Source organism: Luteimonas sp. RIT-PG2_3, assembly GCF_054902115.1.
In genome coordinates, this window is sequence record NZ_JBUBPF010000001.1 from 299710 (window position 1) to 323856 (window position 24147).

25 protein-coding genes are annotated in these 24147 nt (G+C 67.8%); 7 read left to right on the plus strand and 18 right to left on the minus strand.

Going from position 1 to position 24147, the window contains the following annotated elements:
- Positions 1 to 3: 3 nt before the first annotated feature.
- Positions 4 to 1977, minus strand: coding sequence for a S9 family peptidase (locus ACYX7E_RS01230; protein ID WP_462078710.1), 1974 nt, complete (start codon positions 1975 to 1977; stop codon positions 4 to 6).
- 46 nt (positions 1978 to 2023) lie between these two features.
- Complete coding sequence (locus tag ACYX7E_RS01235; protein ID WP_462078711.1) at positions 2024 to 5053, minus strand: TonB-dependent receptor domain-containing protein; 3030 nt, start codon at positions 5051 to 5053, stop codon at positions 2024 to 2026.
- A gap of 165 nt (positions 5054 to 5218) precedes the next feature.
- Here ACYX7E_RS01235 and ACYX7E_RS01240 point away from each other — a divergent pair, with 165 nt between their 5' ends.
- Both ACYX7E_RS01240 and ACYX7E_RS01245 read left to right on the plus strand, forming a co-directional pair.
- Positions 5219 to 5779 (plus strand): RNA polymerase sigma factor, encoded by a 561-nt coding sequence (locus tag ACYX7E_RS01240; RefSeq protein WP_462078712.1) that lies wholly within the window; start codon positions 5219 to 5221, stop codon positions 5777 to 5779.
- Positions 5776 to 6801, plus strand: coding sequence for a FecR family protein (locus tag ACYX7E_RS01245; protein ID WP_462078713.1), 1026 nt, complete (start codon positions 5776 to 5778; stop codon positions 6799 to 6801). The genes ACYX7E_RS01240 and ACYX7E_RS01245 overlap by 4 nt, the downstream gene beginning before the upstream one ends.
- An 85-nt stretch (positions 6802 to 6886) precedes the next feature.
- Here ACYX7E_RS01245 and ubiB read toward each other — a convergent pair whose 3' ends face one another.
- From ubiB to ACYX7E_RS01275, 6 genes are all read right to left on the minus strand, one after another.
- A complete protein-coding gene (gene ubiB, locus ACYX7E_RS01250) occupies positions 6887 to 8557 on the minus strand; it encodes a ubiquinone biosynthesis regulatory protein kinase UbiB (RefSeq protein ID WP_462078714.1) in 1671 nt (556 codons plus the stop codon).
- Positions 8554 to 9234 carry a ubiquinone biosynthesis accessory factor UbiJ gene (locus ACYX7E_RS01255; RefSeq protein ID WP_462078715.1) on the minus strand — a complete coding sequence of 227 codons (681 nt, stop codon included), beginning with the start codon at positions 9232 to 9234 and terminating at the stop codon, positions 8554 to 8556. The genes ubiB and ACYX7E_RS01255 overlap by 4 nt, the downstream gene beginning before the upstream one ends.
- A gap of 212 nt (positions 9235 to 9446) precedes the next feature.
- A complete protein-coding gene (locus ACYX7E_RS01260; RefSeq protein WP_462078716.1) occupies positions 9447 to 9605 on the minus strand; it encodes a DUF1328 domain-containing protein in 159 nt (52 codons plus the stop codon).
- Between the two features lie 345 nt (positions 9606 to 9950).
- Positions 9951 to 10952 carry a 2-alkyl-3-oxoalkanoate reductase gene (oleD, locus tag ACYX7E_RS01265; RefSeq protein WP_462078717.1) on the minus strand — a complete coding sequence of 334 codons (1002 nt, stop codon included), beginning with the start codon at positions 10950 to 10952 and terminating at the stop codon, positions 9951 to 9953.
- A 46-nt stretch (positions 10953 to 10998) separates the two neighbouring features.
- Positions 10999 to 12645 carry an olefin beta-lactone synthetase gene (gene oleC, locus ACYX7E_RS01270; RefSeq protein WP_462078718.1) on the minus strand — a complete coding sequence of 549 codons (1647 nt, stop codon included), beginning with the start codon at positions 12643 to 12645 and terminating at the stop codon, positions 10999 to 11001.
- 55 nt (positions 12646 to 12700) lie between these two features.
- Positions 12701 to 13129 (minus strand): OsmC family protein, encoded by a 429-nt coding sequence (locus ACYX7E_RS01275; RefSeq protein ID WP_462078719.1) that lies wholly within the window; start codon positions 13127 to 13129, stop codon positions 12701 to 12703.
- Positions 13130 to 13361: 232 nt separating this feature from the next.
- On the opposite strand from ACYX7E_RS01275, the gene ACYX7E_RS01280 reads away from it, so the two are divergent.
- Positions 13362 to 13802, plus strand: coding sequence for a YkgJ family cysteine cluster protein (locus ACYX7E_RS01280; protein ID WP_462078720.1), 441 nt, complete (start codon positions 13362 to 13364; stop codon positions 13800 to 13802).
- A gap of 81 nt (positions 13803 to 13883) precedes the next feature.
- Here ACYX7E_RS01280 and ACYX7E_RS01285 read toward each other — a convergent pair whose 3' ends face one another.
- The 5 genes from ACYX7E_RS01285 to ACYX7E_RS01305 all read right to left on the minus strand — a co-directional run bounded on the left by ACYX7E_RS01285 (position 13884) and on the right by ACYX7E_RS01305 (position 17394).
- Positions 13884 to 14567, minus strand: coding sequence for a phospholipase D-like domain-containing protein (locus tag ACYX7E_RS01285; RefSeq protein WP_462078721.1), 684 nt, complete (start codon positions 14565 to 14567; stop codon positions 13884 to 13886).
- A 7-nt stretch (positions 14568 to 14574) separates the two neighbouring features.
- Positions 14575 to 15507, minus strand: coding sequence for an alpha/beta fold hydrolase (locus ACYX7E_RS01290; protein ID WP_462078722.1), 933 nt, complete (start codon positions 15505 to 15507; stop codon positions 14575 to 14577).
- A gap of 81 nt (positions 15508 to 15588) precedes the next feature.
- On the minus strand, positions 15589 to 15834 hold the full coding sequence (locus tag ACYX7E_RS01295) for a hypothetical protein (RefSeq protein ID WP_462078723.1): 246 nt from the start codon (positions 15832 to 15834) through the stop codon (positions 15589 to 15591).
- A 144-nt stretch (positions 15835 to 15978) separates the two neighbouring features.
- Positions 15979 to 16995 carry a 3-oxoacyl-ACP synthase III gene (locus tag ACYX7E_RS01300; protein ID WP_462078724.1) on the minus strand — a complete coding sequence of 339 codons (1017 nt, stop codon included), beginning with the start codon at positions 16993 to 16995 and terminating at the stop codon, positions 15979 to 15981.
- Between the two features lie 87 nt (positions 16996 to 17082).
- Positions 17083 to 17394: a DUF4156 domain-containing protein gene (locus tag ACYX7E_RS01305; protein ID WP_462078725.1), complete on the minus strand. Its 312-nt coding sequence runs from the start codon at positions 17392 to 17394 to the stop codon at positions 17083 to 17085.
- 108 nt (positions 17395 to 17502) lie between these two features.
- Between ACYX7E_RS01305 and ACYX7E_RS01310 the strand changes: the two genes are divergently transcribed.
- From ACYX7E_RS01310 to ACYX7E_RS01320, 3 genes are all read left to right on the plus strand, one after another.
- Positions 17503 to 18228, plus strand: coding sequence for an SDR family oxidoreductase (locus ACYX7E_RS01310; RefSeq protein ID WP_462078726.1), 726 nt, complete (start codon positions 17503 to 17505; stop codon positions 18226 to 18228).
- Between the two features lie 63 nt (positions 18229 to 18291).
- Positions 18292 to 18771, plus strand: coding sequence for a tRNA (cytidine(34)-2'-O)-methyltransferase (locus tag ACYX7E_RS01315; RefSeq protein ID WP_462078727.1), 480 nt, complete (start codon positions 18292 to 18294; stop codon positions 18769 to 18771).
- A gap of 149 nt (positions 18772 to 18920) precedes the next feature.
- On the plus strand, positions 18921 to 19496 hold the full coding sequence (locus ACYX7E_RS01320; protein ID WP_462078728.1) for an OmpO family porin: 576 nt from the start codon (positions 18921 to 18923) through the stop codon (positions 19494 to 19496).
- Positions 19497 to 19652: 156 nt separating this feature from the next.
- On the opposite strand, the gene ACYX7E_RS01325 is transcribed toward ACYX7E_RS01320, so the two are convergent.
- The 5 genes from ACYX7E_RS01325 to ACYX7E_RS01345 form a co-directional block, all read right to left on the minus strand.
- Positions 19653 to 20723 (minus strand): NAD(P)H-dependent glycerol-3-phosphate dehydrogenase, encoded by a 1071-nt coding sequence (locus tag ACYX7E_RS01325; protein ID WP_462078729.1) that lies wholly within the window; start codon positions 20721 to 20723, stop codon positions 19653 to 19655.
- A 3-nt stretch (positions 20724 to 20726) separates the two neighbouring features.
- On the minus strand, positions 20727 to 21257 hold the full coding sequence (gene secB, locus ACYX7E_RS01330; protein ID WP_462078730.1) for a protein-export chaperone SecB: 531 nt from the start codon (positions 21255 to 21257) through the stop codon (positions 20727 to 20729).
- A gap of 105 nt (positions 21258 to 21362) precedes the next feature.
- On the minus strand, positions 21363 to 21800 hold the full coding sequence (locus tag ACYX7E_RS01335) for a rhodanese-like domain-containing protein (protein WP_462078731.1): 438 nt from the start codon (positions 21798 to 21800) through the stop codon (positions 21363 to 21365).
- 75 nt (positions 21801 to 21875) lie between these two features.
- A complete protein-coding gene (locus ACYX7E_RS01340) occupies positions 21876 to 22313 on the minus strand; it encodes a hypothetical protein (RefSeq protein ID WP_462078732.1) in 438 nt (145 codons plus the stop codon).
- A 78-nt stretch (positions 22314 to 22391) separates the two neighbouring features.
- Positions 22392 to 22832: a YiiD C-terminal domain-containing protein gene (locus ACYX7E_RS01345; RefSeq protein ID WP_462078733.1), complete on the minus strand. Its 441-nt coding sequence runs from the start codon at positions 22830 to 22832 to the stop codon at positions 22392 to 22394.
- A 396-nt stretch (positions 22833 to 23228) separates the two neighbouring features.
- On the opposite strand from ACYX7E_RS01345, the gene ACYX7E_RS01350 reads away from it, so the two are divergent.
- Positions 23229 to 24014: a uroporphyrinogen-III synthase gene (locus ACYX7E_RS01350; RefSeq protein WP_462078734.1), complete on the plus strand. Its 786-nt coding sequence runs from the start codon at positions 23229 to 23231 to the stop codon at positions 24012 to 24014.
- The last annotated feature ends 133 nt before the right edge of the window (positions 24015 to 24147 follow it).

Below are 24147 nucleotides of genomic sequence, written 5' to 3' on the forward strand. Positions count from 1 at the left end.
CTGTCATTGTGGGCGGGCGGGATTGCGGGCGGTGTCGGGGGACAGCAGGAACCGCTTCCAGAACTCGACGCCGCTCCAGAAGATGAAGTCCCGGTTCTCGCGCTTGTGGAAGCCATGACCCTCGTTCCTGGCCAGCACGTGCCAGGCTTCGCCGCCATTGTCGCGCACCGCCTTGATGATCTGGTCGGCTTCCGACGCGGGCACGCGCGGGTCGTTGCCACCGGTGGCGACCATCAGCGGGATGCGGATCCTGTCGACATTGCGCAACGGCGAAATCTCCGCGAGCTTGGCGCGCTGCGCAGGATCGCGCTCATCGCCGTATTCGGCCCGGCGCAGGTCGCGACGATAGGCCTGGGTGTTCTCCAGGAACGTCACGAAATCGGAGATCGCCACCGCGCAGCTGGCCGCTCGCAGGCGATCGCTGTAGTGCACCGCCGAGGCGTAACACATGTAGCCGCCGTAGCTGAAGCCATAGACCGCGAAACGGTCGGCATCCAGCGCGGGATCGACCGCCAGTGCATCCAGGAACGACGCGATGTCCTTGACCGAGTCCTCGCGCTTGAACGGACCGTTGTCCAGGCTGAGGAAACGCGCGCCATAACCCGACGATCCACGCACGTTGGGCATGAAGATCGCGATGCCGAGCTCGTTGACCAGGTAGTTGTCCGGCCCGAGGTAACCGGGACGGCTCTGCCCTTCCGGACCGCCATGGATATCGACGATCAGCGGACGCTTGCCGGGGAACTTCGCCGGGTCCGGACGATACAGGAAGCCCGACATCGCCTCGCCATCGAAACTCTTGATGTCGACCAGTTCCGGCTCGCGGTTGCGGCTCACGTCGAGGCCACCGGATTCGCTGAAAGTCCAACGCTTGACCTCCAGGGTCCCGGGATCGATCGAGAACGTGTCTCCCGGCACGCTGGCCGACGACAGGCTCAGCCCGATCTCGCCCCAGGGCGCGATCTGCAGCAGCTGGCCGAAGCTCCAGTGCAGCGTGCCATTGGGCAGTCCGTCCACGTTGCGCACGTTGCCGCTGGCGGTATCGAGCACGCGTACGCGCGACACGCCGGCATCGTTGATGGCATAGACCACGAACGTGCCGTCGGCCGCCACCGCATAGTCGGTCACGTCCCATTTCGGCTCGCGGCTGACCGCGCTGAAGCTGCCCTTGCGCGGGTCGAGCTTGCCCAGGCGGACGAAGTCGGCATCGCGGTTGGACAGCACCCAGATCTGGCCGTCGGCAGCATAGTGCGCATCGGCATAGGACACGGCCTGCCGGGCATCGGTCAGGTTGCGCATGCGCCCGCTGGCCAGATCCACTTCGGTCACCACGGCATGGTTGATCGCGAGGCGGTTGATCGCCAGCGCCTTGCGGCCATCGGCGGAGAAGTCGCTGATGTTCCAGCCGCCGCCCTTGACCTCGGCCACGCGACGATCCGTCGACGGGTCGCGCGGATCGACGACGTACAGATCCATGTCCGCACCGTTGCGACGGCTGGACGCATAGCCCAGCAGGCGGCCGTCGCGGCTCCAGCTGCCGAACCAGTTGCGGCTCTTGCCGTCGGTCAGCAGCGTCAGGCTGCCGTTGTCGAGCCGGTACAGCTGGTAGAACTCGTCGCCGCCAGTGTCCTTCTGGACCACCAGCACATCGCCGCCACCGGGTGCGTGCGTCGCGAACGGCGTCGGCTCGTTCTCGAAGCTGATCTGGCGACGGGCGCTGCCCGGCGCCGCGACCTGGAACAGCTGGTCGGTGCTGCCGAAGCGGGTCTTGACCAGCATCGAGCGGTCGGCGGGATTCCAGCCCAGGAAGTTGGCGCTGCGGAACTCCAGGTAGGTGCGCGTGTCGTGCACGGTCTGCTCGGGGATATCGGGTACGCCATCGGCGACCACGGCGGCAGGAACAGCAACGGCCGCTTGCGCGGCCGTTGCTGTCGCCATCAGGGTCAAACCGAGGAAGGTCAGCATCGAATGTTTCATGCAATCCTCGCGATCTTGATGATGAGGTGGGAACCGGGAAGACCGGTCAGAAGTTCAGGCGCAGGCCGGCGGTGTAATAGCGACCCATGACGTCGTAGTACGGCGAGAACGTCGATCCGATCGGCGCCTCCTTGTTGGTCACGTTGTTGATCGCGGCGTACAGCTCGACCTGCTTGCCCTCGCCCACCCGGGTGCTGGCGCCCAGATCGTAGTAGACATAGCTTCCGATCGCGCCGTTGACGATCGCCTGGTTGCGGTCGTAATGGCCGGCCGAGATGTAGCGGGCGCGGACATTGGCCGAGAACCGGTCGCTGGTGAAGCCCAGGCTGCTGACCGCACGCCACTTCGGCACGCCCAGCCCGAACGCATAGCCCTGCGATTCGACGTACTCGATCTGGTTGACCCCATCATCGGTGGTCAGGCTGTTGGTCCAGGTCGCCAGCGTGCGCGTGTTCAATGTGCCGCCGACACCGAACAGCGTCACCGGGCGACGGTAGGCGACTTCGAAGTCGATGCCGTCGGTCTTGTACTCCGAGAGATTGGTGTACGTCGAGATCACACGGCTGATCTGTCCGCTGGCATCACGTTCGATGCGGGCGCAGAGCGCGGCATTGCCCGCGAAGCAACGCCCGATGATGTCGCTCAGGCCGATCGTGGTGATGACGTCCTTGATCTGGATGTCGAAGTAGTCGACCGACAGGTCCAGTCCCTCGACCGACTGCGGTGACCAGGTCACGCCGAAGGTCAGCGTATCGGCGGTTTCAGGCGTCAGGTTGGCGTTGCCGCCACCATTGACCAGGACGGAGTCGGTGCGCCCGGTGAACGGATCGAACACCGTGCTCCAGCCGGTGGTGCTGGTGGTGTACATCTCGGTCAGGTTGGCCGAACGGATGTCGCGCGAGCGTGCGATGCGGCCACGAAAGCCTTCAAAGAACTCATTGGTGGCGCCCAGCTTCCACGACCAGATCGAACCGGTGGTCGAGTAGTCGGACACGCGCGCGGCGGCATTGATCGCGAGATCGTTGAGGACCGGTCGGTCCTTGGCGATCGGCAGCAGCACTTCGCCGAACATTTCCTTGACCGTGAAGCTGCCCTGCATCGGGTTGAAGCTGAAGGAACGGAAGGCCTTGGCGGCGTCCAGTTCGCCGACGCGCTGGTCGATCGACTCGCGGCGCGCCTCGATACCGACCGCAACCGAGGCCGGACCGGCGGGCATCGAGAAGGGTTCGCCACGCAGGCTGGCGCCGAAGACGTCGAGCTTGACCATCGAGCGCTGGCTCGGGGTGCCGGTCACGTAGTCAATCGCTTCCTGCGACGGCGAGCCTTCGCCGAACAGGTTGATCGGCGCGCAGTAGACGCTCGGATTGGCAAGGGTGACGCGACAGATCGGATTGCCGGACACCGGATCGATGACCGAATCGACCGCATTGGCCCAGGCATCGCGCAGGATGAAGCCGGGGGTGTCGAAGTTCTGCTCGGCCTCGCCATGCGAGTAGTAGGCGCTCCAGCGCCAGCTGTCGCCGGTGTAGCCGTCGAACGCGAGCGTGGCCTGGGTGGTCTTGCGCTCGAAATCGATGTGCGGGTAGTTGATGTCGTTGTTGAAGCGGCCCATCTGGATGGAGCTGCGGCCTTCGTTCAGCATTGCATCGCGGACCGCCGTCGGCAGGAACGCATTGTCGATACCGATCGTCGTGAAGTTGGTTCCGCGGCTATGGTCGCCGAACCAGATGTAGTGGTTGTACATGCGCGAATGGCGCAGATCGACGGTCATGCGGACCTCGTCGGTCAGGTCGTAACGCACACTGGCCATGGCCGAATAGCGCTTCTGCGGCGCGCTCAGCGGGCTGAAGTTGTCGTTGGAAGGACCTTCTCCGCCGCTCATCAGCGGACCCACGCGATAGCCGAAGTTGAAATCGCGCATTGAGCCGTCCGGATTGAAGGTCTGGCCAATCAGCGAAAAGTTGTCAGTCGTGCTTTGCGGAACGATCAGCCCCCCGATGGAAGCATCCGCGAAGCCCACGTCAGGCATCAACTCGAGCTGGCCCGCCGCGTTCCTCAGCGTCGACCAGCGCCCGGCATTGGCACGCGCGGTACGCGGCACGATGCCGTCGTTGTCGAGGAATTCACCGCCGATCAGGAAATGACCGCGGCCATCGGCGAAGTCGGTGCCATAGGCGGCCTCGAAACGCTTTTCCTTGCCGTCGGAATAGGTCGACTGGCCGGCTTGTGCACCGAACTTCACGCCGGTGAAGTCATGGTCGAGGGTGATGTTGACCACGCCGCCGACCGCGCCCGAACCCCAGGCCGCGGACGCGCCGCCGGTGACGACGTCGACGTACTTCACCAGGATCGACGGGATCGTGTTGAGATCGTTGTCGCTCGACACGCGGCGGCCATCGACCAGGACCAGCGTGCGGCTGATGCCCAGGCCGCGCAGGTCGACCGGCGCGTTGCCGGCGCCGGTGTTGGAACCGGTGGTCTGCGGCGAGCTGGTCGCGCGGAACTGCGGCAGGTCGTTCAGTGCCGCGCCCACGTTGGTGCGCATGTTCAGGCTCAGCTCTTCGGCGCTGATCGGCAGGATCGGCGTCGGTGACACGAAGTCGGGACGGTCGATGCGCGAGCCCGTGACCCGCACGACATCCAGATTCGTCGCCCCGCTCGCGTCCGCGCCTTTCGCGGGCACGGGCATCGGTGCGGCCGGCGCCTGCTGGGGCGTGGCCGGTTGCTCCGCGGCGATGATGATGACCTCGCTATCGAGGTCGCGATAGGACAGCCCGGTGTCGGCCAGCAACAACGACAGCGCCTGCGACAACGTGTAGCGGCCGGAAATCTCCGGGGCATTCAAGCCGCGAACCAGCTCCGGCGGCACCATGATCTGGCGGTCGGAGGCGATGGCCAGCTGCGTCAACGCGGTGCTCAGCGGCTGCGCTGGCAGGGCGTAGCTGTGCGCCGGGTCCTGTGCCATCAACGGCAGCGCGGTTGCGCACGCCATCAGTCCCAGCGATGCCGCGAGGGCGATCGCCAGGGGGTGCTGTGAATGGCGTCGAACGCCGCTGCTGCTATTGCCAATTGCCATGTAGATCCCTCGATGCTCGGATGTGGGGTGGGGTCGTCCGTGGTCCAGATAACGGCTCCTTCTATGCGGGTAGACGCAGGTAGCGCCCGATCCCTCACCTTGCCCGCGATCCAGGACTCACGTAGGGTTCGGACACGCCAGCCGTTGCCCGCGCCCCGACCGAAGATGACTCCTCCCGTTTCAGGGAAGGCCGACGCGCCTTCCCCAACGTGCCCGACCGGGCGCGCCGTCGATCGTTTGGCCGAGCGTCACCGACCGGCACTGATGCGGTATTTTTCGCGCCATCTTTCCTCGAGCGAGGACGCCGAGGACCTCACCCAGGAGACCCTTGCGCGCCTGAGCCAGCAATCCGCGGACACCATCGCCGGCCTGGCCAACGCGGAGGCCTATCTGCTGCGCATTGCCTCCAACCTGCTGCGTGACCGGTTCCGGCGCGATCGCAGCCACCAGGTGGCCGACCATGTCCCGATCGATTCGATCGTGCAGGCCTGGCCAAGTGAGGAACCTTCCTGCGAGCGCGTCTACGATGACAAGGCGCGCCTGCAACGTTTCCTGCAGGCACTGGACGAGCTGCCGCCGCGTTGTCATCAGGTCTTCCTGCTGCAGCGCTACGATGGACTGACCTACAGCGCCATCGCCAAGCGGTTGGAGATCAGCGTGAGTGCGGTGGAAAAACATATGATGCGCGCCATGCTGCATCTGGACACAAAACTGGGCGAATCATGACGACTGACCTCGAGTTGATCGATGGCGGCGATCCGATCCGTCTCCAGGCGGCCACCTGGTTCGCGCGGTTGCGTGCGGACGACGTCAGCGAAGCCGATCGCCGCCAGTGGCAGGCCTGGGCGAATGCCGACCACCGCCATCGCACAGCTTATGAACGGCTGGAACGGCTGTGGTCCTCGCTGGGCGAGCATGCACCGGCACCGGACATTGGTAGGCGACTGGCGACCGCAGTGCGAAGCGATGCGCCAGCCACCGCGAGCGCCCGCAGGCGGCCTCGCCGCTGGATCGCTGCCCTCGCGGTGGCGGCAGCGGTCGCCATGGCCGCCGTTGGCGCCTGGACGTTGCTGCCGGTGGACGAGCCCGCGCTCGAGTACGTCACCGCGATCGGCGAGCAGCGCCGGATGACGCTCGAAGACGGCACGAGGGTGACGCTCGATACCGGCACGCGGCTGCGTGTCGAATACTCGGAACGCGAGCGCAGGCTGATCCTGGACGAGGGCCGCGCGTTTTTCGAGGTCGCCAAGGAAGCGCGCCCGCTGTTCGTGCAGACCGTGCACGGCGATGTCCGTGCGGTAGGCACCCAGTTCGAGGTCTATCGCCACGAAGGCGACATGGAGGTCCTGCTGGTCGAGGGCAAGGTGATGCTGTCGACGGGCGATGGGGCCGGCACCGCGGTGGCGATGCTGGCGGGCCACAAGGCCCGTCTTGGTCCGGATCACGGCAACCGGCCCCTGGTCGAAGCCTTGCCCGGCGCCGGCGCGCCGCCATGGCTGTCCGGACGGCTGGTCTTCGATGACGCGTCCCTGCGGGAGGTGGTGGACGAGTTCAACCGCTACAGCCACCGGCAGATCGTGCTGACCGATGCACGATTGTCGGACGTCCACATCACCGGCGTCTTCCGCAACGACGGCATGCACGCGTTCCTTGGCGCGCTGCGCGATGCCTATCCGATCCTGGTCGACACATCGACGCCCGGCCTGGTGCGCCTGCAGCCCGTCCCCACAGGTGAAGTGCGGTACTGAAGGCGTCCCGCGGCAGCGCCAGCAGGTCTGTTCCAGCCATCGGATCCGGGTGGCGCTTCCAGCGGCACCCGGCCGCTGCCTCCACTCAGCGCGAGCGCCTCGGCCAGGCCGCGAGGATCGCCCAGAGACCACCGATGCCGGCGATCCATGACGCCGCCGGGATGCTGAACATGCGCGGGCCGCCGGCTTCCAGCGAATACATCACCGCCGCGACGATCAGCAGGCCGACGCCGAGGATCGACGCGACCACGCGCCGCTGCATCGCCTGCATGGTCGCGTTGAGATCGGCAAGATCGTGCGAGCGCATCTTCAGCTCGTGCTGGCCTTCGACCTGCTGCCGCAGCCAGGCATGCGCGAGCCGCGGCATGTCGGGCGCGTGCGTGATCATCTCGGGCAGGCGCTTGCGGAACTCGGCGGTCAGCCGCTGCGGACTGTAACGCTCGACCAGGATGCGTTCGAGCACCGGGCGCGCGACCGCCCAGATGTCGATCTTCGGATCCAGCAGCCGTCCGATGCCCTCGATGCTCAGCAGGGTCTTCTGCAACAGGATCAGCTGCGGCTGCAGGGTCAGCTCGTAACGCTGCGCAGTGCGGAACAGCTTGCCCAGCACTTCACCCAGCGAGATCTCGGACAGGGGACGCGTGAAGTACGGCTCGCAGACCGAACGCGCCGCGGCCTCGAGTTCGTCGATGCGGATGTACGACGGCATCCAGCCGGCCTGCACGTGCAGCTCGGCGATGCGGCGGTAGTCGCGGTTGAAGATCGCCATGAAGTTCTCGGCCAGGTAGTACTGGTCCTCGCTCGAGAGCTGGCCCATGATCCCGAAATCCAGCGCGATGAAGCGCGGATTGTCCTGGCGCGTGGCGTCGACCCAGATGTTGCCGGCGTGCGCATCGGCATGGAAGAAGTTGTCGCGGAACACCTGCGTGTAGAACACGCGCACACCCTTGGCGGCCAGCGCCTTGCGGTCGATGCCGGCGGCGTCCAGCGCGGCGATGTCATCGCTGTTGATGCCACGCACGCGCTCGATGGTCAGTACGCGCTGACTGGTATGCGACCAGATCGGCTCGGGCACGTACAGGTCCGGCGAGTCCAGCCAGAAGCGCCGCAGCACCGAAGCATTGGCGCCCTCGCGCTGCATGTCGAGCTCGGCGGCCAGCGTGTTTTCGATCTCGGCGACGATCTCGCGCGGACGGATCTTGTCGGCATTGGGGTGCGTGCGGTCGACGAGTGCGGCCAGGCTGCCAAGCAACGCGATATCGCCGGCGATCTGCTTCTCGATGCCCGGGCGCAACACCTTGACGACCACTTCGCGCGGCGGCTTGCCGTCCACCGGGGGCAGCGTCGCCGCGTGTACCTGGGCGATGGAGGCCGATGCCAGCGGCTCGTTGTCGAACGCGGCGAACGCGGTGTCGACCGCGCCCAGTTCGGCTTCGACGATGCGGCGCGCGGTCTGGCCATCGAACGGTGCGACACGGTCCTGCAGCAGCGCCAGCTCGTCGACGATGTCCATCGGCAGCAGGTCGCGGCGGGTCGACAGGATCTGCCCGAACTTGACGAAGATCGGCCCCAGCTCCTGCAGCGCCAGGCGCAGGCGGGCGCCGCGCGACTGCGCCGCGATCGCGGCCGACGCGCGCGGCACGAACGGCCGCATCAACTTGAGCCAACGCTCGGCGGCGGTATCGTCGAGCAGGTCGTCGAGCCGGTAGCGCAGCAGCACCCGGCCGATCCGCGTCGCGCGCAGGATCGTCTTCAATGCTGTGCTCCCATGCCCATGGCCCCTGACGTGGCCGGCAGGCGCGCGATCCGGGCCGCCAACCGCTCCACCGCATCGCGCAGATGGTCGACATCGTCATGGAAGGCGTTGAGCTCGCCACGCGCGACCACGTCGCGCGATTCCTCGGTCACGTACTCCGCGGCGCTCTCGGCGAAGGCCTGCCCGGCGGCGCGAGCCTGGCGCAATGCCCCGGCGAACGCCTGGGCGACCTGCACCCCGATGACCTCGCCGAAGACCGACACGAACGGACGCTGCCAGTCCGGGTCGAAACGCTCGGCCAGGCGCTGCAGCTGCCTCGCCAGTTCGGCGTCGCCCGAGACCCGGACCTTGCCGATCGGCGGCGCGGCATCGCGGCGCGCGTCGCTGCCGACGACCGCGCGCAGCTGCGACAGCACGCCGGCCAGCGTGCTGCGCACTTCCAGGTCGGGCTCATCCTCGCCTGCGACCGGGCCGACTGCCAGGCGGTCGCCTTCGACCTGCAACTGCATCGACACCGGCGGCGATGCCAGCGCCAGCACAATCCGGCGACCGTCCAGCCGGCGCAACGCCTCGCGGGTCTCGGTGTCCAGGGCCAGCGCCTGGTTGAGCGCGATCTCCAGCGCGCGGCCGGCCATCGGCTTCAGCGCGGAGAACGGGGAAAAGGAAGATTCAGCCATACCGCATTGTAGCCTCGCCATCGTCGCCGGCAGGACAGCCGCCGGACACGGGCGCCAGGACCTGCCGGCATCGACGCCTGCCGTCCGCACACCTGTTCCCGGAAACGACAAACCCGCCTTGCGGCGGGCTTGTCGGCATCGCGTGCCGGTTTGGCGGGCGACGCATCACGCGCCAGCCGGACCTCGCGCCGGGCGACACATCGGCAACCGGGTCAGACCCGTTTGCCGCGCAGCATCGAGATCACGGCCAGCACCAGGAACACGATGAAGAGGATCCAGGCGATGTTGGTGGCTGCACCGGCGATGCCGCTGAAACCAAGCACGCCGGCAATGATGGCGACGACGAGAAAAATGACGGCATAACTAAGCATGGTGAACTCCCGCGGTTGTGTTGATCGGTGCGTCGATCAGGACAGGTACGGGTGAACCTTCTCGCAGTGGCAGTCGTCGCCAAGTGAACGCAGCTTCAGGGTCGCCGCGCAGTGTTCAGCGGGATGATCCTGCTGTGAACGTCGGCGTCGCCGGGGCCTAGACTTCTGATCGCTCACTTTGGCCGTACGCATCCCGCAATCGCCGCAAACCTTCCTCGATCGACACCTTCGGCACATAGCCGAAATCGCGCCATGCAGGTTCCGCGCCCCCTCAGCCTTTATGCGCTGGCCTCTCGTAACGCGCCGCAGCGCGCCCGTGTCTCACCGCCATTCCTCCCCCCCTTTTCAACCACTCTCTCGCCCGCAAGCATCCCGCAATCGCCGCAACCCTTCCTCGATCGACACCTTCGGCACATAGCCGAAATCGCGCCATGCAGGTTCCATCGAGTACCAATGCGTCGTCTGCAACTGCTCCGCCAGGAACCGCGTCATCGGAGGTTCGTCGCGACGGCGCAGCCAGGGCCAGACCGTCTCGCAGATCGCGCCGATCGCGTAGGCCACGCCGAACGGAATCGAAGCGGTGACCTGCGGCGCGCCGGCTGCGGCCAGCAATGCATTGACGATCTCGCGGACCGGCCTGGGTTCGCCATTGCTGATGAAGTAGGCGCGGCCCGCGCAGGCCGCACCCGGCGCGAGGTGCTCGAACGCGTCGAAGTGCGCCTGTGCGGCGTTGTCGATATAGGTCGTGTCGATGCGGTTGTGGCCACCGCCCACCAGCCGCAGCCGGCCTGCCCTGGCGCGATCGACCAGGCGCGGCAGCAACTGCTGGTCGCCCGGCCCCCAGATCAGGCGCGGACGCAGTGCGATCGTCGCCAGCGTCGGGCCATTGGCGGCGAGCACGGCCTGCTCGGCGAGAAGCTTGGTCTGCGCATACGGCGCTTTCAGGTCTTCGCCGTAGGGCACGCTGTCGGCGGTGCCGCCTTCGACGGGATGGGTTGCACGATGGGTCACACTGGGCGTGGACGTGTAGACCAGCCGCGCGATGCCCTGTGCGCGGCAGGCCGACAGCACGTTGTCGGTGCCGACGACATTGGCCTGGTGATAGCTGTCGTAGCTGCCCCAGGCGCCGGCCTTGGCGCCGTTATGGAAGATCGCCTCGCAGCCCTGCGCCGCTGCCATGACGGCAGCGCCGTCGGCGAGGTCGCCACGGAGTTGGCGCACGCCGATCGCATCAAGTTCGGGGTAGTGCCCGCGATTGAAGCTGGAGACCTCGTGGCCGCGTTCGACCAGGCCGCGACACAGCGCCTGGCCGAGGAACCCCCCACCGCCCGTGACCAGGATCTTCATACCTGCCTCTCCCGCCTCGTCATTCGCCGAACGTCATGCGTTGCCGTCACCGTCTTGCGCCCGGTTGCGTCGCTGCCCAGAGGGCCAGCTTCTCGCGGCCAATCTTGGCGTTGTGGCGGATGTCCACCGGAAAGCCGCGATGGAACAGGAAGGTATCGATCCGCGCGGCCGGCGGGAAGGCCTGGCCGAGCGCGCGCAGTGCATCGACGATGCGCGCCTGGTCGCGCGCCGGTACGCGCGCGTGCAGTTCGACGCACAGCACGGCACGTTGCCGGCCGGCGGGGCCGATGCCGACGAGCGCGCTGCGCCGTACCTGCGAATGCGCGTTGAACACCGGCTCGATCTGCTCGGTGTACAGCGGTCCGTCGCCGGTCTCAACGCGCTGTGTCTTGCGACCGCAGAACCAGAGCCGGCCCTCTGCATCGAAATAGCCGACGTCGCCCATGCGGTGCACGATGCGTCGGGCGCCGTCCGCGGTCGTCTCGGCGATCTTTGCCAGCCGCGTCTGCGCGTCGCGGTTGAAATACATGTCGGTCGCGCTGGGACCGGCCACGGTGATCTCGCCGACCTGCCCTGCAGGCAACACCACGGCCTGCGACCAGTCCGCGATCGCGGCGTCTTGGATGGCGATGATGCGCACATCGTTGGGCGCGACCGGCCGGCCGACACAGGTGCCGGCACCGCGCTCGGTCCGTTCGCGCAGCGCGATCAGTTCGCGTCCTTCGATGACCGCCACCGGCAGACATTCGGTGGCCCCGTAAGGCGTCCAGAAGCCGGCGTCTTCGGGCAACAGGCGCTGCATCGTCGCGACCACGTCGGCCGGGACCGGCGCGCCTGCCGAGGTCACCCGCTTCAGCATCGGCAAGGGTTGGCCATGGTCGGCAAGCACGCGCATCAGTGCCGGCGAGCCGAACAGCTGGTCGACGCCGAAGCGCTCGATCGCGCCCAGCAGCTTGTGCGGATCGGCGCTGGCAGGCCGGGTTGGATCCATGTCCGGGATGATCGAAGTCAGCCCGAGCGCGGGATCGAACAGCGCGAAGGGCGGGAACGTCGGCAGGTCGACGCCGCCGGGCACGATGCCGAAGGCGTTGCGCAGCATGTCGACTTGGGCGACGAAATGCCGGTGCCGGTAGACCACGCCCTTGGGCACGCCGGTCGAGCCGCTGGTGAACAGTATGCCGGCGATGTCGTCGCCATCGGTGCCGAGCGCCTGGGGCGGTGCGCCGGCACCGTCGCGTTCGACCTCGGCCAGCGTCGCGTCCGCGAACCACCGCCTACGTCCGGTCGTGATGCGCACGCTTGCGCTGCGCGCCCAACCGAGCACGACGCGGGCCACATGCGCCAGCGGGATGCCGATGAACGCATCGGGCTGCGCCTCGTCGAGGCATTGCTTCAAAGCACGCTTGTCGATGCCCGGATCGACCAGCACCGGCACCGCGCCGGCCTTGAACAGCGCGAACATCAGCAGGAAAAATTCCGGCGTCGGACGCACCATCAGCACGCTGCGGGTGCCGCGACCGATGCCGCGCAAGGCCAGGCCGGCGGCGATCGCATCGCTGCGGCGATCCAGCTCGCCATAGGTCAGACGGATGCCATAGCGGCCATCCGCGCCGGGACAATGCATCGCGACCTGATCGGGACGTTCCGCCGCCAGCCGCGGCAGCGCTGCGGCGATATTGCAGGGTGCACTCATGCTGCGATTATCGCCGGTCGCCGCGTGGCCTGCCGGTCGGAGGCGCTGCGCGTCATCAGGCCAGCCCGGTCTCGACGCGGACCTCGCCGGTCAGCAGCTTGTGGATCGGGCAGGCATTGGCGATCTGCAACAGGCGCTGGCGCTGGCTGTCGTCGAGCGCGCCCCGCAATGTGATGCGGCGATCGATCGCATTGGCATCGCCCGGCTTGCCGCCCGGGTTGAGCTGCAGCACTACGTCGATACCGTCCAGCGGCCACTGCTTGCGCTGCGCGTACATGCGCACGGTGATCGCGGTGCAGGCGCCCAGCGCCGACAGCAGCAGCTGGTCGGGCGTCGGCGCGGTGTCCGCGCCGCCGAATACGGCTGGTTCGTCGGCATGCCACAGGTGGCCGCCCTCGTCGCGCAGGGCGACCCGCCACGGCGCGGCATCGCTGCTGGCCTGGACGGTCGGAACGGGCGTGGCGGCGGGCTTGGCGTCGGTCATGGGCAAGGGTTCCTGGTGGGGCGGCGGAGCAAGGGATGGCAAACGCCGAGGTGGGCGCCAGTGGCGGCATGATGTCCACTGTGCCGCTGGCGCGATGATCCCCGAGGCGTCCTGGCAGGGCAATCGCGGCCGACCTCTCCCTTGGCACCGGCGGCCGGCGTGCGCCGGGGACTTGCGCTGCGGCGGTCGCAGGCCGAAAAATGCGCATCGTCACCTCCCGTCCGCGCCCCCCATGCACCCCTGCCTGACCTGTGGCGCCTGCTGCACGCAATACCGCGTGGCCTTCCATTGGCTCGAATCCGATGCGGCGGTCGAAGGCGGCGTGCCCAGCGCGCTGACCGAACCGCTGGATACGCACCGGCTGTGCATGCGCGGGACGTACTCGGCGCCGATCCGCTGCGTCGCGCTGGACGCCGACATCGGCGTGTATTCGCGTTGTTCGATCCATGCACAGCGGCCCAGCGTCTGCCGTGAGGTGGATGCGTCCTGGGAATTCGGCGTCGCCAGCGCGCAATGCGACAAGGCGCGCATCGCGCATGGCATGCCGGCGTTGACCGCAAGCGACTGGCGCTGGCGTGACGAGGCCGCCAATGATGTCACTGCCGGCGACAATGACCACGACAACGATCCTTCGTCGCCGATGCCGCCACGGGTGCCGCCGATCGCGGCCTGAGCACCTGTTACGATCTGCCGCGCTTGCCATCTGGCGCGCATGCGGGGCTCGCGACAGCTCGTGAACAGGTTCCGTGCCGAGTCAGGCGAAGCGCTGCCAGAGCGTCTCGAACTGCTGCCCGAAGACCCGCATCAGGTTGGCATCGTCGCTGACCACGAGGTTCTCGTCGTTGTTGACGGTCGCGCTGCGGGTCCAGTTGAAGCTGCCGTTGGCCAGCAGGCGGCCATCGAACAGCGCGAACTTGTGGTGCATGTGGTACGGGCTGTCGTCGAGCCGCACCGGCACGCCACGCGCGATCAATGGGTCGATGTCGCTGCCGGCATCGTGGCGCTTGTCGTTGTCGCTGATCACGCGCACGACCACGCCACGCGCGTGGCAGTCCAGGATCTCCTTGCTGAGGCGGTCGTCGGCGATCGTGAACACGCAGACATCCAGCGTCTGCCGGCAGGCGCGCATCAGCTCGCGCAGCCGCCGCAGGCAGGTATCGCCGGGCGAGAAATAGGCGCTGGAGACCGTGGTCGCGCGTTCGCCGGCTACGTCCAGCGTCTTGACCACCTGTTCCAGCCAGCGCACGACGTCCATCGCTGCCGCCGGCTCGGTACGCATCGCGTCGCGCGCGATGTCGAAGGCGCGATTGCGCAGGAAGCGGATGCGTCCGGCATCGAGCTGCTGGCCGATCTGCCGCAGCTCGAACTTCTCGTGGTTGTCGAGGGTGAAGTCCTGCGCGCTGTCGCGCAGGGTCCGGTCCAGCGCGTCGAGGTCCACGCGCGTGTCAGCCCGCGCTCGCGTCGAGAGGGTTGGCGTCCAGGAAGCGGCGGATCGCCGGCACCAGGACCTCGTGCCTGTCTTCGAGCACGTAGTGCCCGGCATCGTCGAAGGCGTGCACCTCGGCCTGCGGCAGCGCGGCACGGAAGCCATCGAGGAAGTGGCGGTCGAACACGAAGTCCTTCAGCCCCCAGCCAATGAAGGCCGGACGGTCGGCGAACGTCGGCAATGCCTTGCCGGCCGCGTCCAGCAGGGCCCAGGCGCGGTTCTTCGGCGACAGCGGGATGTCTTGCATGAAGCGGATCGTCGAGATGCGGTGGGCCCAGCTGTCGTACGGCGCCACGTAGGCGCGGCGGACGTCCGTCGGCATCCTGCGTTCGACGCCGAAATACGACGCACCGGAAGAGAACGCGTTGAACCCGCGGATCACCAGCTCGCCGAGCACGTAATCGCGACCCAGCGCGATCTGCCACGGCATCGGCTTGTCCTTCGGCATCGGGAACGCAGCGGTGTTGGTGATGACCAGCCGCTTGACCTGCGCGGCATGCGACAGCGCCCAGCCGAAACCGATCATGCCGCCCCAATCGTGCACCGCCAGCGTCACCGGACCGGTGATGCCCAAGTGCTCGAGCAGCGCGGCGACATCTTCCACCCGCGACTGCAGGGTGTAGTCGTAGCGCGGCAGCGCGCGTTCGGCATCGTCGGGCTTGTCGGACAGGCCCATGCCGATGTGGTCGGGCACGATGCAGCGGTACGCCTTGCCGGACACGGGTGCGCTCAGCGCCGACACCAGGCGGCGCCAGTAATAGCTCCAAGACGGATTGCCGTGAAGCATCACCACGACCTCGCCATCACGCGGACCTTCGTCCAGGTACGACATCGCGATGCCGGGGCGCACGTTGAAGCGCTGCGGGGTGAACGGGTAGTCGGGATAGATCATGTCGGGCGTGCGCAGGTCATGGACGGGGCCTTGCAGGGGCGTCCGCCCCAGGCGGCGTGGGCATGCATGCAGGCGCGGGCATCAGGACAGCCCGTGCGCCTCGCGGATCGCGTCGATGCGGGCCTGCACCTCGGCATCGACGCCGTCGCCGGTCGCGCGCGCGAAGATGTTGTCGAGCACGCGCTTCTCGTCGTCGTCGAGCTGGTGGTCGGCCAGCGCGAGCGCCAGCAGGCGCTCGACTTCGGCCATGTCGAGCCGGCCGTCATCGGTGAACACCGGCACCGAGGCCAGCGCAAGCTGCAGGTGGGAAGGCAGTCTCTCAGGCATCGAAGTTCCCCGTTGACGTCGACGGAAGCAGCGCCTGTGCGCCGCCGGTTCGCGATGGGCCGCGCACAGCGCGGCCGCCGATGCGCGCGATGGCCAGTTCAACACTGGCAACCCATGCAGCCAGTCTGTTGTACCAGACTGCGGTTACCAGACCACCTCGGCCATCGAGCAGTTCAGGCCCGATCCGATGCCCAGCAGCGCGACGCGGTCGCCCTTCTTCAGGCGCCCCATCTCGCGCAGCTTGCTGAGCACGATCGGCACCGAGGCCGGGCCGATGTTGCCGTGCTCGCCGAAGATGGTCATGACCTTCTTGGGGTCGATGCCCATCGCCTTGGTGAACGCAGCGGTATGCACCTTGCTGACCTGGTGGATCACGAACTCGTCGAGCTCCTCGGCCACCCAGCCCAGCGCATGGCGCGCGGCGATGAAGGTCTTCTGCGCGAGCTTGACGCCTTCGATCAGCAGCAGGCGGGTATCGGTGACCATGCCATCGAGGTTGCCGCGGCACAGCTTGTTCCACTCGGTCGCGGCGCGGGTGACGCCACCCTTGTAGCGCGGCGCGCCGGGCGCGAGTTCGGAACGCGCCAGCACCATCGCGGCGGCACCGGAGCCCAGCGTCAGCGTCGCCATTTCGTTGCGGAACTGCTCTTCGGTCGCGTCCACGCTGCTCAGGCGCTCAAGGGTCTTCTCGTAGGCCAGGTTCGCGGTCTCGCCATCGACGATCAGCGCGTAATCGATCTCGCCGCGCTCGATCATCCGGCTGGCGATGTCCATGCCGTTGATGAAGGCCAGGCAGGCATTGGCGACATCGAAGTTCTGGCAGGTGTCGGACAGGCCGAGGTTGCCGCTGACGATACTGGCCGTCGACGGCTCCAGGTAGTCGCGGCTGACCGAGGTGTTGACCAGCAGGCCGACCTTGTCCGGATCGATGCCGGCATCGGCCAGCGCCTTGACGCCGGCCAGCGTGGCGACGTCGGAGGCCAGGACGTTGTCTTCCCACAGGTAGCGGGCGTGGATGCCGGCGATATCGCCGAGCACGTCGGTCCGGATGCCCAGCCTGTCCAGCGTCGGCTTCAGGCGCGCGTTGATTTCATCGGAAGACAGTCGGCGCGGGGCATCGATATGCGCCAGGCCGGCGATGGCTACGTGTTGGAACAGCATGGGCTGGCCGCCGGAGAATCAGGAAAACAGCCGCATAGGGTACTGGCTTCGCCGTTCTTTCGCATTCGCCAGCGTATGGGCGACGCCTCAGCGACCGCAGCGCCAGGCCGCGAAGCTCTGCGCGCCACCGGCCGGCGGCGCCAGCGGATGGATCGTGTCGGCCTGCAGGCCGGGCGCCTCGTTGCGCGCCAGGGTTTCCAGTTCGTCCCGTACTTTCAATGCGTTACGGTCGACGAAGGCCACGCTGTGCTTGACCGAGACCTCGACCTCGCCCCGCTTCTCGCAGCCCTGGGGCGCCGCATTCAGCACCTTCACAGCGCTCGCACCGGGGGCCATGTGGACCCAGGTGCAGCCGCTCAGGATCAGCATCAGGGGCAGGGTGGGCAGCAATTTGCGCATGACGGGCCTCGGCGGATGGGGATGACAGGGTAGCGCGAGCCGCATTGTGGTGGTGTGCGGCTGAGCATGCGCGCAACGGCATCACGCCGCAGGTGGCAGACTGCGGTCATGCAGGCACCCCGCGCCAACGCCGCTCGCAACGTCCTGGTCACCGGTGCCAACCGCGGACTGGGCCTGGCCTTCTGCCATCGGCTGCTGGCGCGTGGCGACCATGTCGTCGCCGCCTGCCGGCACCCCGGCAAGGCGGTGGCGCTGAACACCTTGGTCGGACACCATCCGGGTCGCCTGCACGTGCTGCCGCTGGATGTCGCCGCACCCAAGAGCCACGACGAGCTTGCCCGCGAGCTGCCGCTGGTGCTCGGCGAGGAAGGACGCCTGGACCTGTTGATCAACAACGCCGGCGTGCTGCATTCGGGCGAACGCTTCGGCAAGCTGACCGCCCCCAACTTCGAAGACAGTTTCCGCACCAACGCGCTGGGGCCGCTGCTGCTGACCCAGGCGCTGGCGCCACTGCTGGTCGACGGCGCACGCGTGGTCAACCTGTCGTCCCAGCTGGGCGCGGTCAGCCAGGTCGCGCGCTTCGGCACGCCGAGCTACGCAGTCAGCAAGGCAGCGCTGAACATGGTCGGCGCGCAGCTCGCGCGCGCCCTGCACGATCGCGGCATCGTCGTGGCCTGCGTGCATCCGGGCTGGGTCAGTACCGACATGGGTGGCGAAGGCGCGCAGATCACGCCCCAGACCTCGGCCGCTGGCCTGCTCGACGTCATCGACGCCCTGCAGTCCGAAGACAGCGGGCGTTTTCTAGACTGGCAGGGCGAGACGGTCGCCTGGTGAGGCCGGTCGCGATCGTCGACCGTATACGAACCCATCGCACCGCTGTCCGCCGATAATGTCGGCATGTTCGACATCATCCTGCACCGGCCCGAAATCCCGCCCAACACCGGCAACGTGATCCGCCTGTGCGCGAATACCGGTGCGCGCCTGCACCTGGTGCAGCCGCTGGGCTTCGATCTCGACGACCGCCAGCTGCGCCGCGCCGGCCTGGATTACCACGAGTACGCCAGCCTGCAGGTGCATGCGGATTTCGCCGCAGCGCTGTCGGCGATCAAGCCACCGCGCGTGTTCGCACTGAGCACCCGCAACAGCGTCCGCTACGACCAGCCGCGCTTCCTGCCTGGCGACGCGTTCGTGTTCGGATCGGAAACCTCGGGCCTGCCCGATGCCTTGCTGGCGACCATTCCGGAGGGCCAGCGCCTGCGTCTGCCGATGCGGCCGGGCAATCGCAGCCTGAATCTGTCCAACGCGGTCGCGGTAGTCGCGTTCGAGGCCTGGCGGCAGTCCGGATTCGCGGGCGCTGCGGACAACACCGGACCTTGAAAGGTTCCTGAACTCCTCGGTTTAGTATTCAGTTTGCGTTATTTCACAATGGTGAGAATGCGTTCACCTGCCCGGATGGCTGCTGGTTTCGACCGGCTCTCCCCCACCTTCCGGACGGGCCCATAACGCAGAAACATGAGGTTTTCCAGATGAAAGTTTCCTTGCTTGCCCCCGCTGCCCTGACCGTCGCCCTGCTCGTTGCCGCTCCGTTCGCTGCGTCCGCCGCCGAGGGCGTGTCGTACAACTATGTCGAAGGCGGCTACGCCAAGACCGACCTGAAGGGCCTGCCCGATGCCGACGGCTTCGGCGTCAAGGCATCGGTCGCGTTCCACCCGAACTTCCACGTGTTCGGCGACTACAGCAACCAGGAATTCGACAACAGCAACCTCGATTTCGACCAGTGGCGCCTGGGCGTGGGCTACAACCACGCGCTGACCCAGCGCACCGACCTGCTGACCCGCGTGGCCTACGAGAAGCTCGATTTCGGCAGCGGCCTCGACAGCGATGGCTGGAGCGTGGAAGTCGGCGCGCGCAGCGCCCTGCTGCCGCAGCTGGAAGGCTATGCGCTGGCCGGCTATGAAGACGGCGACCAGACCGATGGCGATTTCTACGGCCGCCTTGGCGCGCAGTGGAAGTTCAACCAGAACTGGGGCGTCAGCAGCGACGTCAAGCTGATCAAGGGCGGCGACAAGCAGTGGTTCATCGGCCCGCGCTTCAGCTGGTAAGCGTTGCCGGTCCGTGAGCGGGGAGCTCCCTCCCGCTTCCCGCTCACGACGCGATCGGCCGGGGCACGCTTTCCCGAGCTGACGATCGCAACCTGGAACCCGGCCGGAAACGGCCGGGTTTTTTCATGCGCGACCTGAAGAAAAACCGGCGTCCGATCAGTCGAACAGCTTGCTCGGGTACTCGGCCTTGCGCTCGCGTGCCATCAGGCGTGCGAGGCCTTCGGCCGGGGTGATGTCGCCATGCAGAACGTCGCGGACGTTGCTGGCGATCGGCAGTTCGATGCGGTGGCGGTCGGCCAGGCGCATGACTTCATCGGCGGTCTGCACCGATTCGACGACCTGGCCGATCTCGCGGACGGCTTCGTCGATGCCCTGTCCACGGCCCAGCGCGAGGCCGAGGCGGCGGTTGCGCGACAGGTCGCCGGTGCAGGTCAGCACCAGGTCGCCCAAGCCGGCCAGCCCCATCAGGGTTTCCGGACGGCCGCCGATCGCGATGTTCAGGCGCAGCATTTCGTTGAGGCCGCGGGTGATCAGGCCTGCGCGCGCATTGAGGCCCAGCGCCATGCCATCTGCGACGCCGGTGGCGACCGCGAGCACGTTCTTCATCGCGCCGCCGAGCTCGGCACCCCGCATGTCGTCGCCGGTATAGGCGCGGAAACCGGGGCCATGCAGCACCTCGGCGACCTGGCGGGCGAAGTCGGGATCGTCGGAATGCACGGTCAGCGCCGTCGGCAGGCCGGACGCGACTTCCTTCGCGAACGAGGGACCGGTGACCACCGACAGCGGCACGTCCGGGCCGAGCACGTCGCCGGCCACTTCATGCAGGAACCGTCCCGAGCCGGGCTCGAAGCCCTTGGTCGCCCAGGCCACGCCGGCATGTGCGGGACGCAGCGGCGCGACCAGCGCCAGCGTCTCGGCGAATGCATGCGAGGGCACGACGACCAGCAGCAGGTCGGCGCCCTGTACGGCGTCGGCCAGGTCCGTGGTCGCGCGCAACGCCGGCGGCAACGGGATGCCCGGCAGGTAGCGGGTGTTCTCGTGGCGGGTGTTGATCGCGTCCGCCATGGCGACATCCCGCCCCCAGAGGGTGACGGGAATGTCGTGGCGCGCGATCAGCGCGGCCAGCGCGGTGCCCCAGGAGCCGGCCCCGAGCACGGCGACCGACGGCGGGGCCGTCGCGGAGCCGGCCTGGTCTGCCAGGTCGGCCGGGTTCGACGCCACCGTCATGACTCAGGCGTTGCCTGCAGTCTCGCTGTTGACGGCGAGGTCGCCGCCGTTGCCGGCCTGGTCCTGGCGCTGGCGCAGGCCTTCGGCGTACAGCGCGTCGAAGTTGATCGGCTGCAGCAGGAACGGCGGGAAGCCACCGGCCTGGATCAGCTCGCCGATCAGCTGGCGGGCGTACGGGTACAGCACGTTCGGGCACTGGGTGCCGAGCAGCGCGTCGATGACGTTGGGCTCGAAGCCGGCCAGGCCGAACACGCCGGCCTGCTGCACTTCGGCCACGTAGATGGTGTTGCCTTCGCCTTCGCCGACCGAGCAGGTCAGCGTGATCGCCAGCACCACTTCATAGGCGTTCTCGCCCAGGCGCTGCACGCGCTGGTTCAGGTTCATGTTGAGCTGCGGCTGGGCCTGCTCGTTGAACGATTGCGGGGCCTTCGGCGACTCGAACGAGACGTCCTTGACGTAGATCTTTTCCACGCTGAACTGCGGGCCGTTGGCTTGTGCGGGCGCGGCGGCGCCGTTCGGGGCTTGGTCGGACATCGGGGTGGTCACTCCAACAGTGAGACGGCTAAAAGAGGGCGATTATCGCATTACGGGGTATGGATCGCGGGGCGGCGCAAACGCAGGGACATGATCCCAATGGGGTCAGCGACGGCCCTTCACCAGAGGCAGATCGGCCTGTTGCCAGCCGGCGATGCCGCCATCGAGCACGAAGACCTGGCTGAAGCCGGCCTTGCGCAGGCGCTTGGCGGCGTCGTTGGCGGTCTGGCCGGTCTTGCAGACCAGCACCACCGGCAGCGCCTTGGCCGGCGCCAGTTGCTTGTTTTCCGGATCGAACTGGCTCATCAGCACGTTCTTCGAACCCGGGATGTGGCCCTTCTCGAAGTCGGCGATGGCGCGCAGGTCGATGACCAGCGCGTTCTCGCGGTTGATCAGCGCCGTGGCCTCGGCCGGACGCAGGGTCTTGAACCCGCGGGTCAGGCGCAGGATCTCGTTGACGATGATCGCGACGGTCAGCGCCGCCAGCAGCAGCGACAACATCGGTTGGCGGCCAAAAAAGGCCAGCAGTGCTTCAAGGTTCACAGGCAGTCAGGGGGCGAGGACAGCGGGCGGCGATTGTCGCATACCCGACCGGACGCCATGCCGCGGGTGTCGCGGCTACTCGCCGGCCCACAGGTTGGGCAGGCCATCGGCGATCCACCAGGCCTTGGCGACCGGGTCGTAGCGCCAGCGCTCGGTGTAGCGGACGGTGCGCTCGGCCATGTTGTGGCGGTTGACCACGCCGATCTGCACGTCGCGCTGCATCTCCGACTCGCCGGCCCGGCTCGCGCCCTCGCGGTACGACGAGATCCGGATCTGCTCGTAGCGCTGCAGCTCCAGCGCAGTGATCGGATGCGCCTCGCGGTAGCGGGGGTCGACCAGGTTCAGCGCGCCCTCGAAGTCGCCCCAGCGGATCGCCGCCGACCAGGCGTACTGGGCGGTCTGCAGTGCGTCGCCCTGTTTGGCCGTACCGGCGCTGGCGCAACCGCCCAGCCAGGTCGCGGCGAAGGCCAGCAACAGCCATGTGCTCAGTCTCTGCAGGCAGGTTCCACGCATCGTCTGGTCGCTCCGGATCGGTCCATCATCGTACCTCCCGGCGCCGGCGATCTGCCGTGGCCGGGCGGCGGCAGATTCTCAGCGCCGGGCGATCGCCGCGTATCGCGCGCGGAACGTCGTGGCCAGGCGGCCGTCGGGCAGCGCCACGCGCGACACCAGCGTGGTCCGCGCGCGGCCGCGCTGGCGCAGCGTCGACAGGAAGGTGTCCCAGGATTCGTCGTCGGCCAGCTGCGACTCGGCCTCCAGGTCGTCGAGCAGCGGCGACAGATAGCGGACTTCGCTGTCGGCGACATAGACCTCGGCATCCATGCCGGCCTCGGCCAGCCGCAGCGTCACCAAGCCCCAGGACGCCAGCGTCATCAGCGACACCAGGCTGCCACCGAACGCCGAGCCCTTGTCGTTGACGTGCAGGGCCAGCGGCGCGTGCAGGCGCAGGCACTTGCCGTCGTAGCCGGCGACACTGACCTGCATCGCCGCGACCGGCGGCATCGACTGGTAATGGGCGATGAAGTCGCGCATCGGGTCGCAGGACGGGGCGCCCGTCGGAGTGCGCACAGGGCTGGTTGCGCGCAGTGAAGCCTGGCTGGTCATGCGAACCCGGACAAAGGTGGGGCGCATATTGTGCGCGATCGACCCGAGCAAGGCGTTAGAACCTGTTTACGATCTTGCTGCGCTTGCCATCTGGCGCGCGTGCGGTGCTCGAAATGCTCATGTACCTGCACGTACACTGCGCTTTCTGTGCTCCGCCACGCGCCACCTGGCTGCGCTCGCGACAGATCGTGAACAGGTCCTCAGCCGATTGCGTCCGTCATGGCGCCGGGACCGGACGGGCTTGCGGGGGCCGACCCCAGCCACCAAGCTGGCAGGGCCCGCCGCTGCAGCGCGCACGACTTTCCGATCGAGTACAGGCCCCCGATGTCCGGCGCCCCGGCTTCTTCCCCATTGCCCGCCCTCCCGCTGCCCGCCCACTGGCTGGTCTCGCTGCGCCCGGTCGGCGGCCATGCCGCCGTGCGCCGTGCCGCCGCGCGCCATGGCGTCCAGGTCCTGGCGTTGTCGCCGTGGCGGCTGGCATTCCACGACGATGCGGCCACCCGCGACGGCCTGCGCCAGGCGCTGTCGGCAGCGACCGTACTGTTCACCAGTCCGGCGGCGGTGCGCGGCGCGGTCCGCCTCCGCGGCCTGTCTCCCCGGCCCGGCCAGCAGTGGCTGGCGGTTGGCGCCGGTACCGCCGCGGCATTGCGACGCGCCGGCATCGCCCAGGTCCAGGCGCCGACCCGCATGGACAGCGAAGGCCTGCTGGCGCTGCCCGCGCTGGCATCGCTGCAGGGGCAGCCGGTCGGCATGGTCAGCGCGCCCGGCGGACGCGGCGTCATCGCGCGCACCCTCGAACAACGCGGCGCACGCGTCCTGCGCGCGGATGTCTATGCCCGCGTACCGGTCGCGGCCAACGCGCAGGCACTGGCCAGGCTCCGCAACGGACGCGCGCCGCTTCTATTGGCGCTCAGCAGCCAGGAAGCGCTTGCGCAGTTGCTGCCGCAGCTCGACGCTGCCACGCACGCACGCCTGCGTGGCGCGCTGGTGCTGGCTGCGAGCGCGCGCCTGGCCGAACTGGCCCGGCAACAGGGGTTTTCGCGCGTGGTCGTGGCCCGCGACGCGCGCCCGGCCAGCCTGCTCGAGGCCGCCGCAGACGCGCTGGCATAGCCACCCGGTCCGCTTCGGCCTAGCATTTGCGTCATCCGTCGTACTTACGGACCCGGCACGGATGCCCCGCCTCCCCCAGATGACCCTGCGCATGGATTCCCCCGCTCCTTCTGCTGCTCCCGCTGGCGCTGCT

Excerpts from the sequence above, each read along its gene's own strand:
- ACYX7E_RS01290 (WP_462078722.1), bottom strand. The coding sequence starts at position 15,507 with ATGATCTATCCCGACTACCCGTTCACCCCGCAGCGCTTCAACGTGCGC.
- ACYX7E_RS01245 (WP_462078713.1), top strand. The coding sequence starts at position 5,776 with ATGACGACTGACCTCGAGTTGATCGATGGCGGCGATCCGATCCGTCTC.
- ACYX7E_RS01255 (WP_462078715.1), bottom strand. The coding sequence starts at position 9,234 with ATGGCTGAATCTTCCTTTTCCCCGTTCTCCGCGCTGAAGCCGATGGCC.
- ACYX7E_RS01240 (WP_462078712.1), top strand. The coding sequence starts at position 5,219 with ATGACTCCTCCCGTTTCAGGGAAGGCCGACGCGCCTTCCCCAACGTGC.
- ACYX7E_RS01235 (WP_462078711.1), bottom strand. The coding sequence starts at position 5,053 with ATGGCAATTGGCAATAGCAGCAGCGGCGTTCGACGCCATTCACAGCAC.
- oleD (WP_462078717.1), bottom strand. The coding sequence starts at position 10,952 with ATGAAGATCCTGGTCACGGGCGGTGGGGGGTTCCTCGGCCAGGCGCTG.
- ACYX7E_RS01230 (WP_462078710.1), bottom strand. The coding sequence starts at position 1,977 with ATGAAACATTCGATGCTGACCTTCCTCGGTTTGACCCTGATGGCGACA.
- ACYX7E_RS01350 (WP_462078734.1), top strand. The coding sequence starts at position 23,229 with ATGTCCGGCGCCCCGGCTTCTTCCCCATTGCCCGCCCTCCCGCTGCCC.
- ACYX7E_RS01305 (WP_462078725.1), bottom strand. The coding sequence starts at position 17,394 with ATGCGCAAATTGCTGCCCACCCTGCCCCTGATGCTGATCCTGAGCGGC.
- secB (WP_462078730.1), bottom strand. The coding sequence starts at position 21,257 with ATGTCCGACCAAGCCCCGAACGGCGCCGCCGCGCCCGCACAAGCCAAC.
- ACYX7E_RS01315 (WP_462078727.1), top strand. The coding sequence starts at position 18,292 with ATGTTCGACATCATCCTGCACCGGCCCGAAATCCCGCCCAACACCGGC.
- ACYX7E_RS01300 (WP_462078724.1), bottom strand. The coding sequence starts at position 16,995 with ATGCTGTTCCAACACGTAGCCATCGCCGGCCTGGCGCATATCGATGCC.
- ACYX7E_RS01280 (WP_462078720.1), top strand. The coding sequence starts at position 13,362 with ATGCACCCCTGCCTGACCTGTGGCGCCTGCTGCACGCAATACCGCGTG.
- ACYX7E_RS01320 (WP_462078728.1), top strand. The coding sequence starts at position 18,921 with ATGAAAGTTTCCTTGCTTGCCCCCGCTGCCCTGACCGTCGCCCTGCTC.
- ACYX7E_RS01340 (WP_462078732.1), bottom strand. The coding sequence starts at position 22,313 with ATGCGTGGAACCTGCCTGCAGAGACTGAGCACATGGCTGTTGCTGGCC.
- ACYX7E_RS01310 (WP_462078726.1), top strand. The coding sequence starts at position 17,503 with ATGCAGGCACCCCGCGCCAACGCCGCTCGCAACGTCCTGGTCACCGGT.
- ACYX7E_RS01325 (WP_462078729.1), bottom strand. The coding sequence starts at position 20,723 with ATGACGGTGGCGTCGAACCCGGCCGACCTGGCAGACCAGGCCGGCTCC.
- ACYX7E_RS01295 (WP_462078723.1), bottom strand. The coding sequence starts at position 15,834 with ATGCCTGAGAGACTGCCTTCCCACCTGCAGCTTGCGCTGGCCTCGGTG.
- ACYX7E_RS01275 (WP_462078719.1), bottom strand. The coding sequence starts at position 13,129 with ATGACCGACGCCAAGCCCGCCGCCACGCCCGTTCCGACCGTCCAGGCC.
- ACYX7E_RS01345 (WP_462078733.1), bottom strand. The coding sequence starts at position 22,832 with ATGCGCGACTTCATCGCCCATTACCAGTCGATGCCGCCGGTCGCGGCG.
- oleC (WP_462078718.1), bottom strand. The coding sequence starts at position 12,645 with ATGAGTGCACCCTGCAATATCGCCGCAGCGCTGCCGCGGCTGGCGGCG.
- ACYX7E_RS01260 (WP_462078716.1), bottom strand. The coding sequence starts at position 9,605 with ATGCTTAGTTATGCCGTCATTTTTCTCGTCGTCGCCATCATTGCCGGC.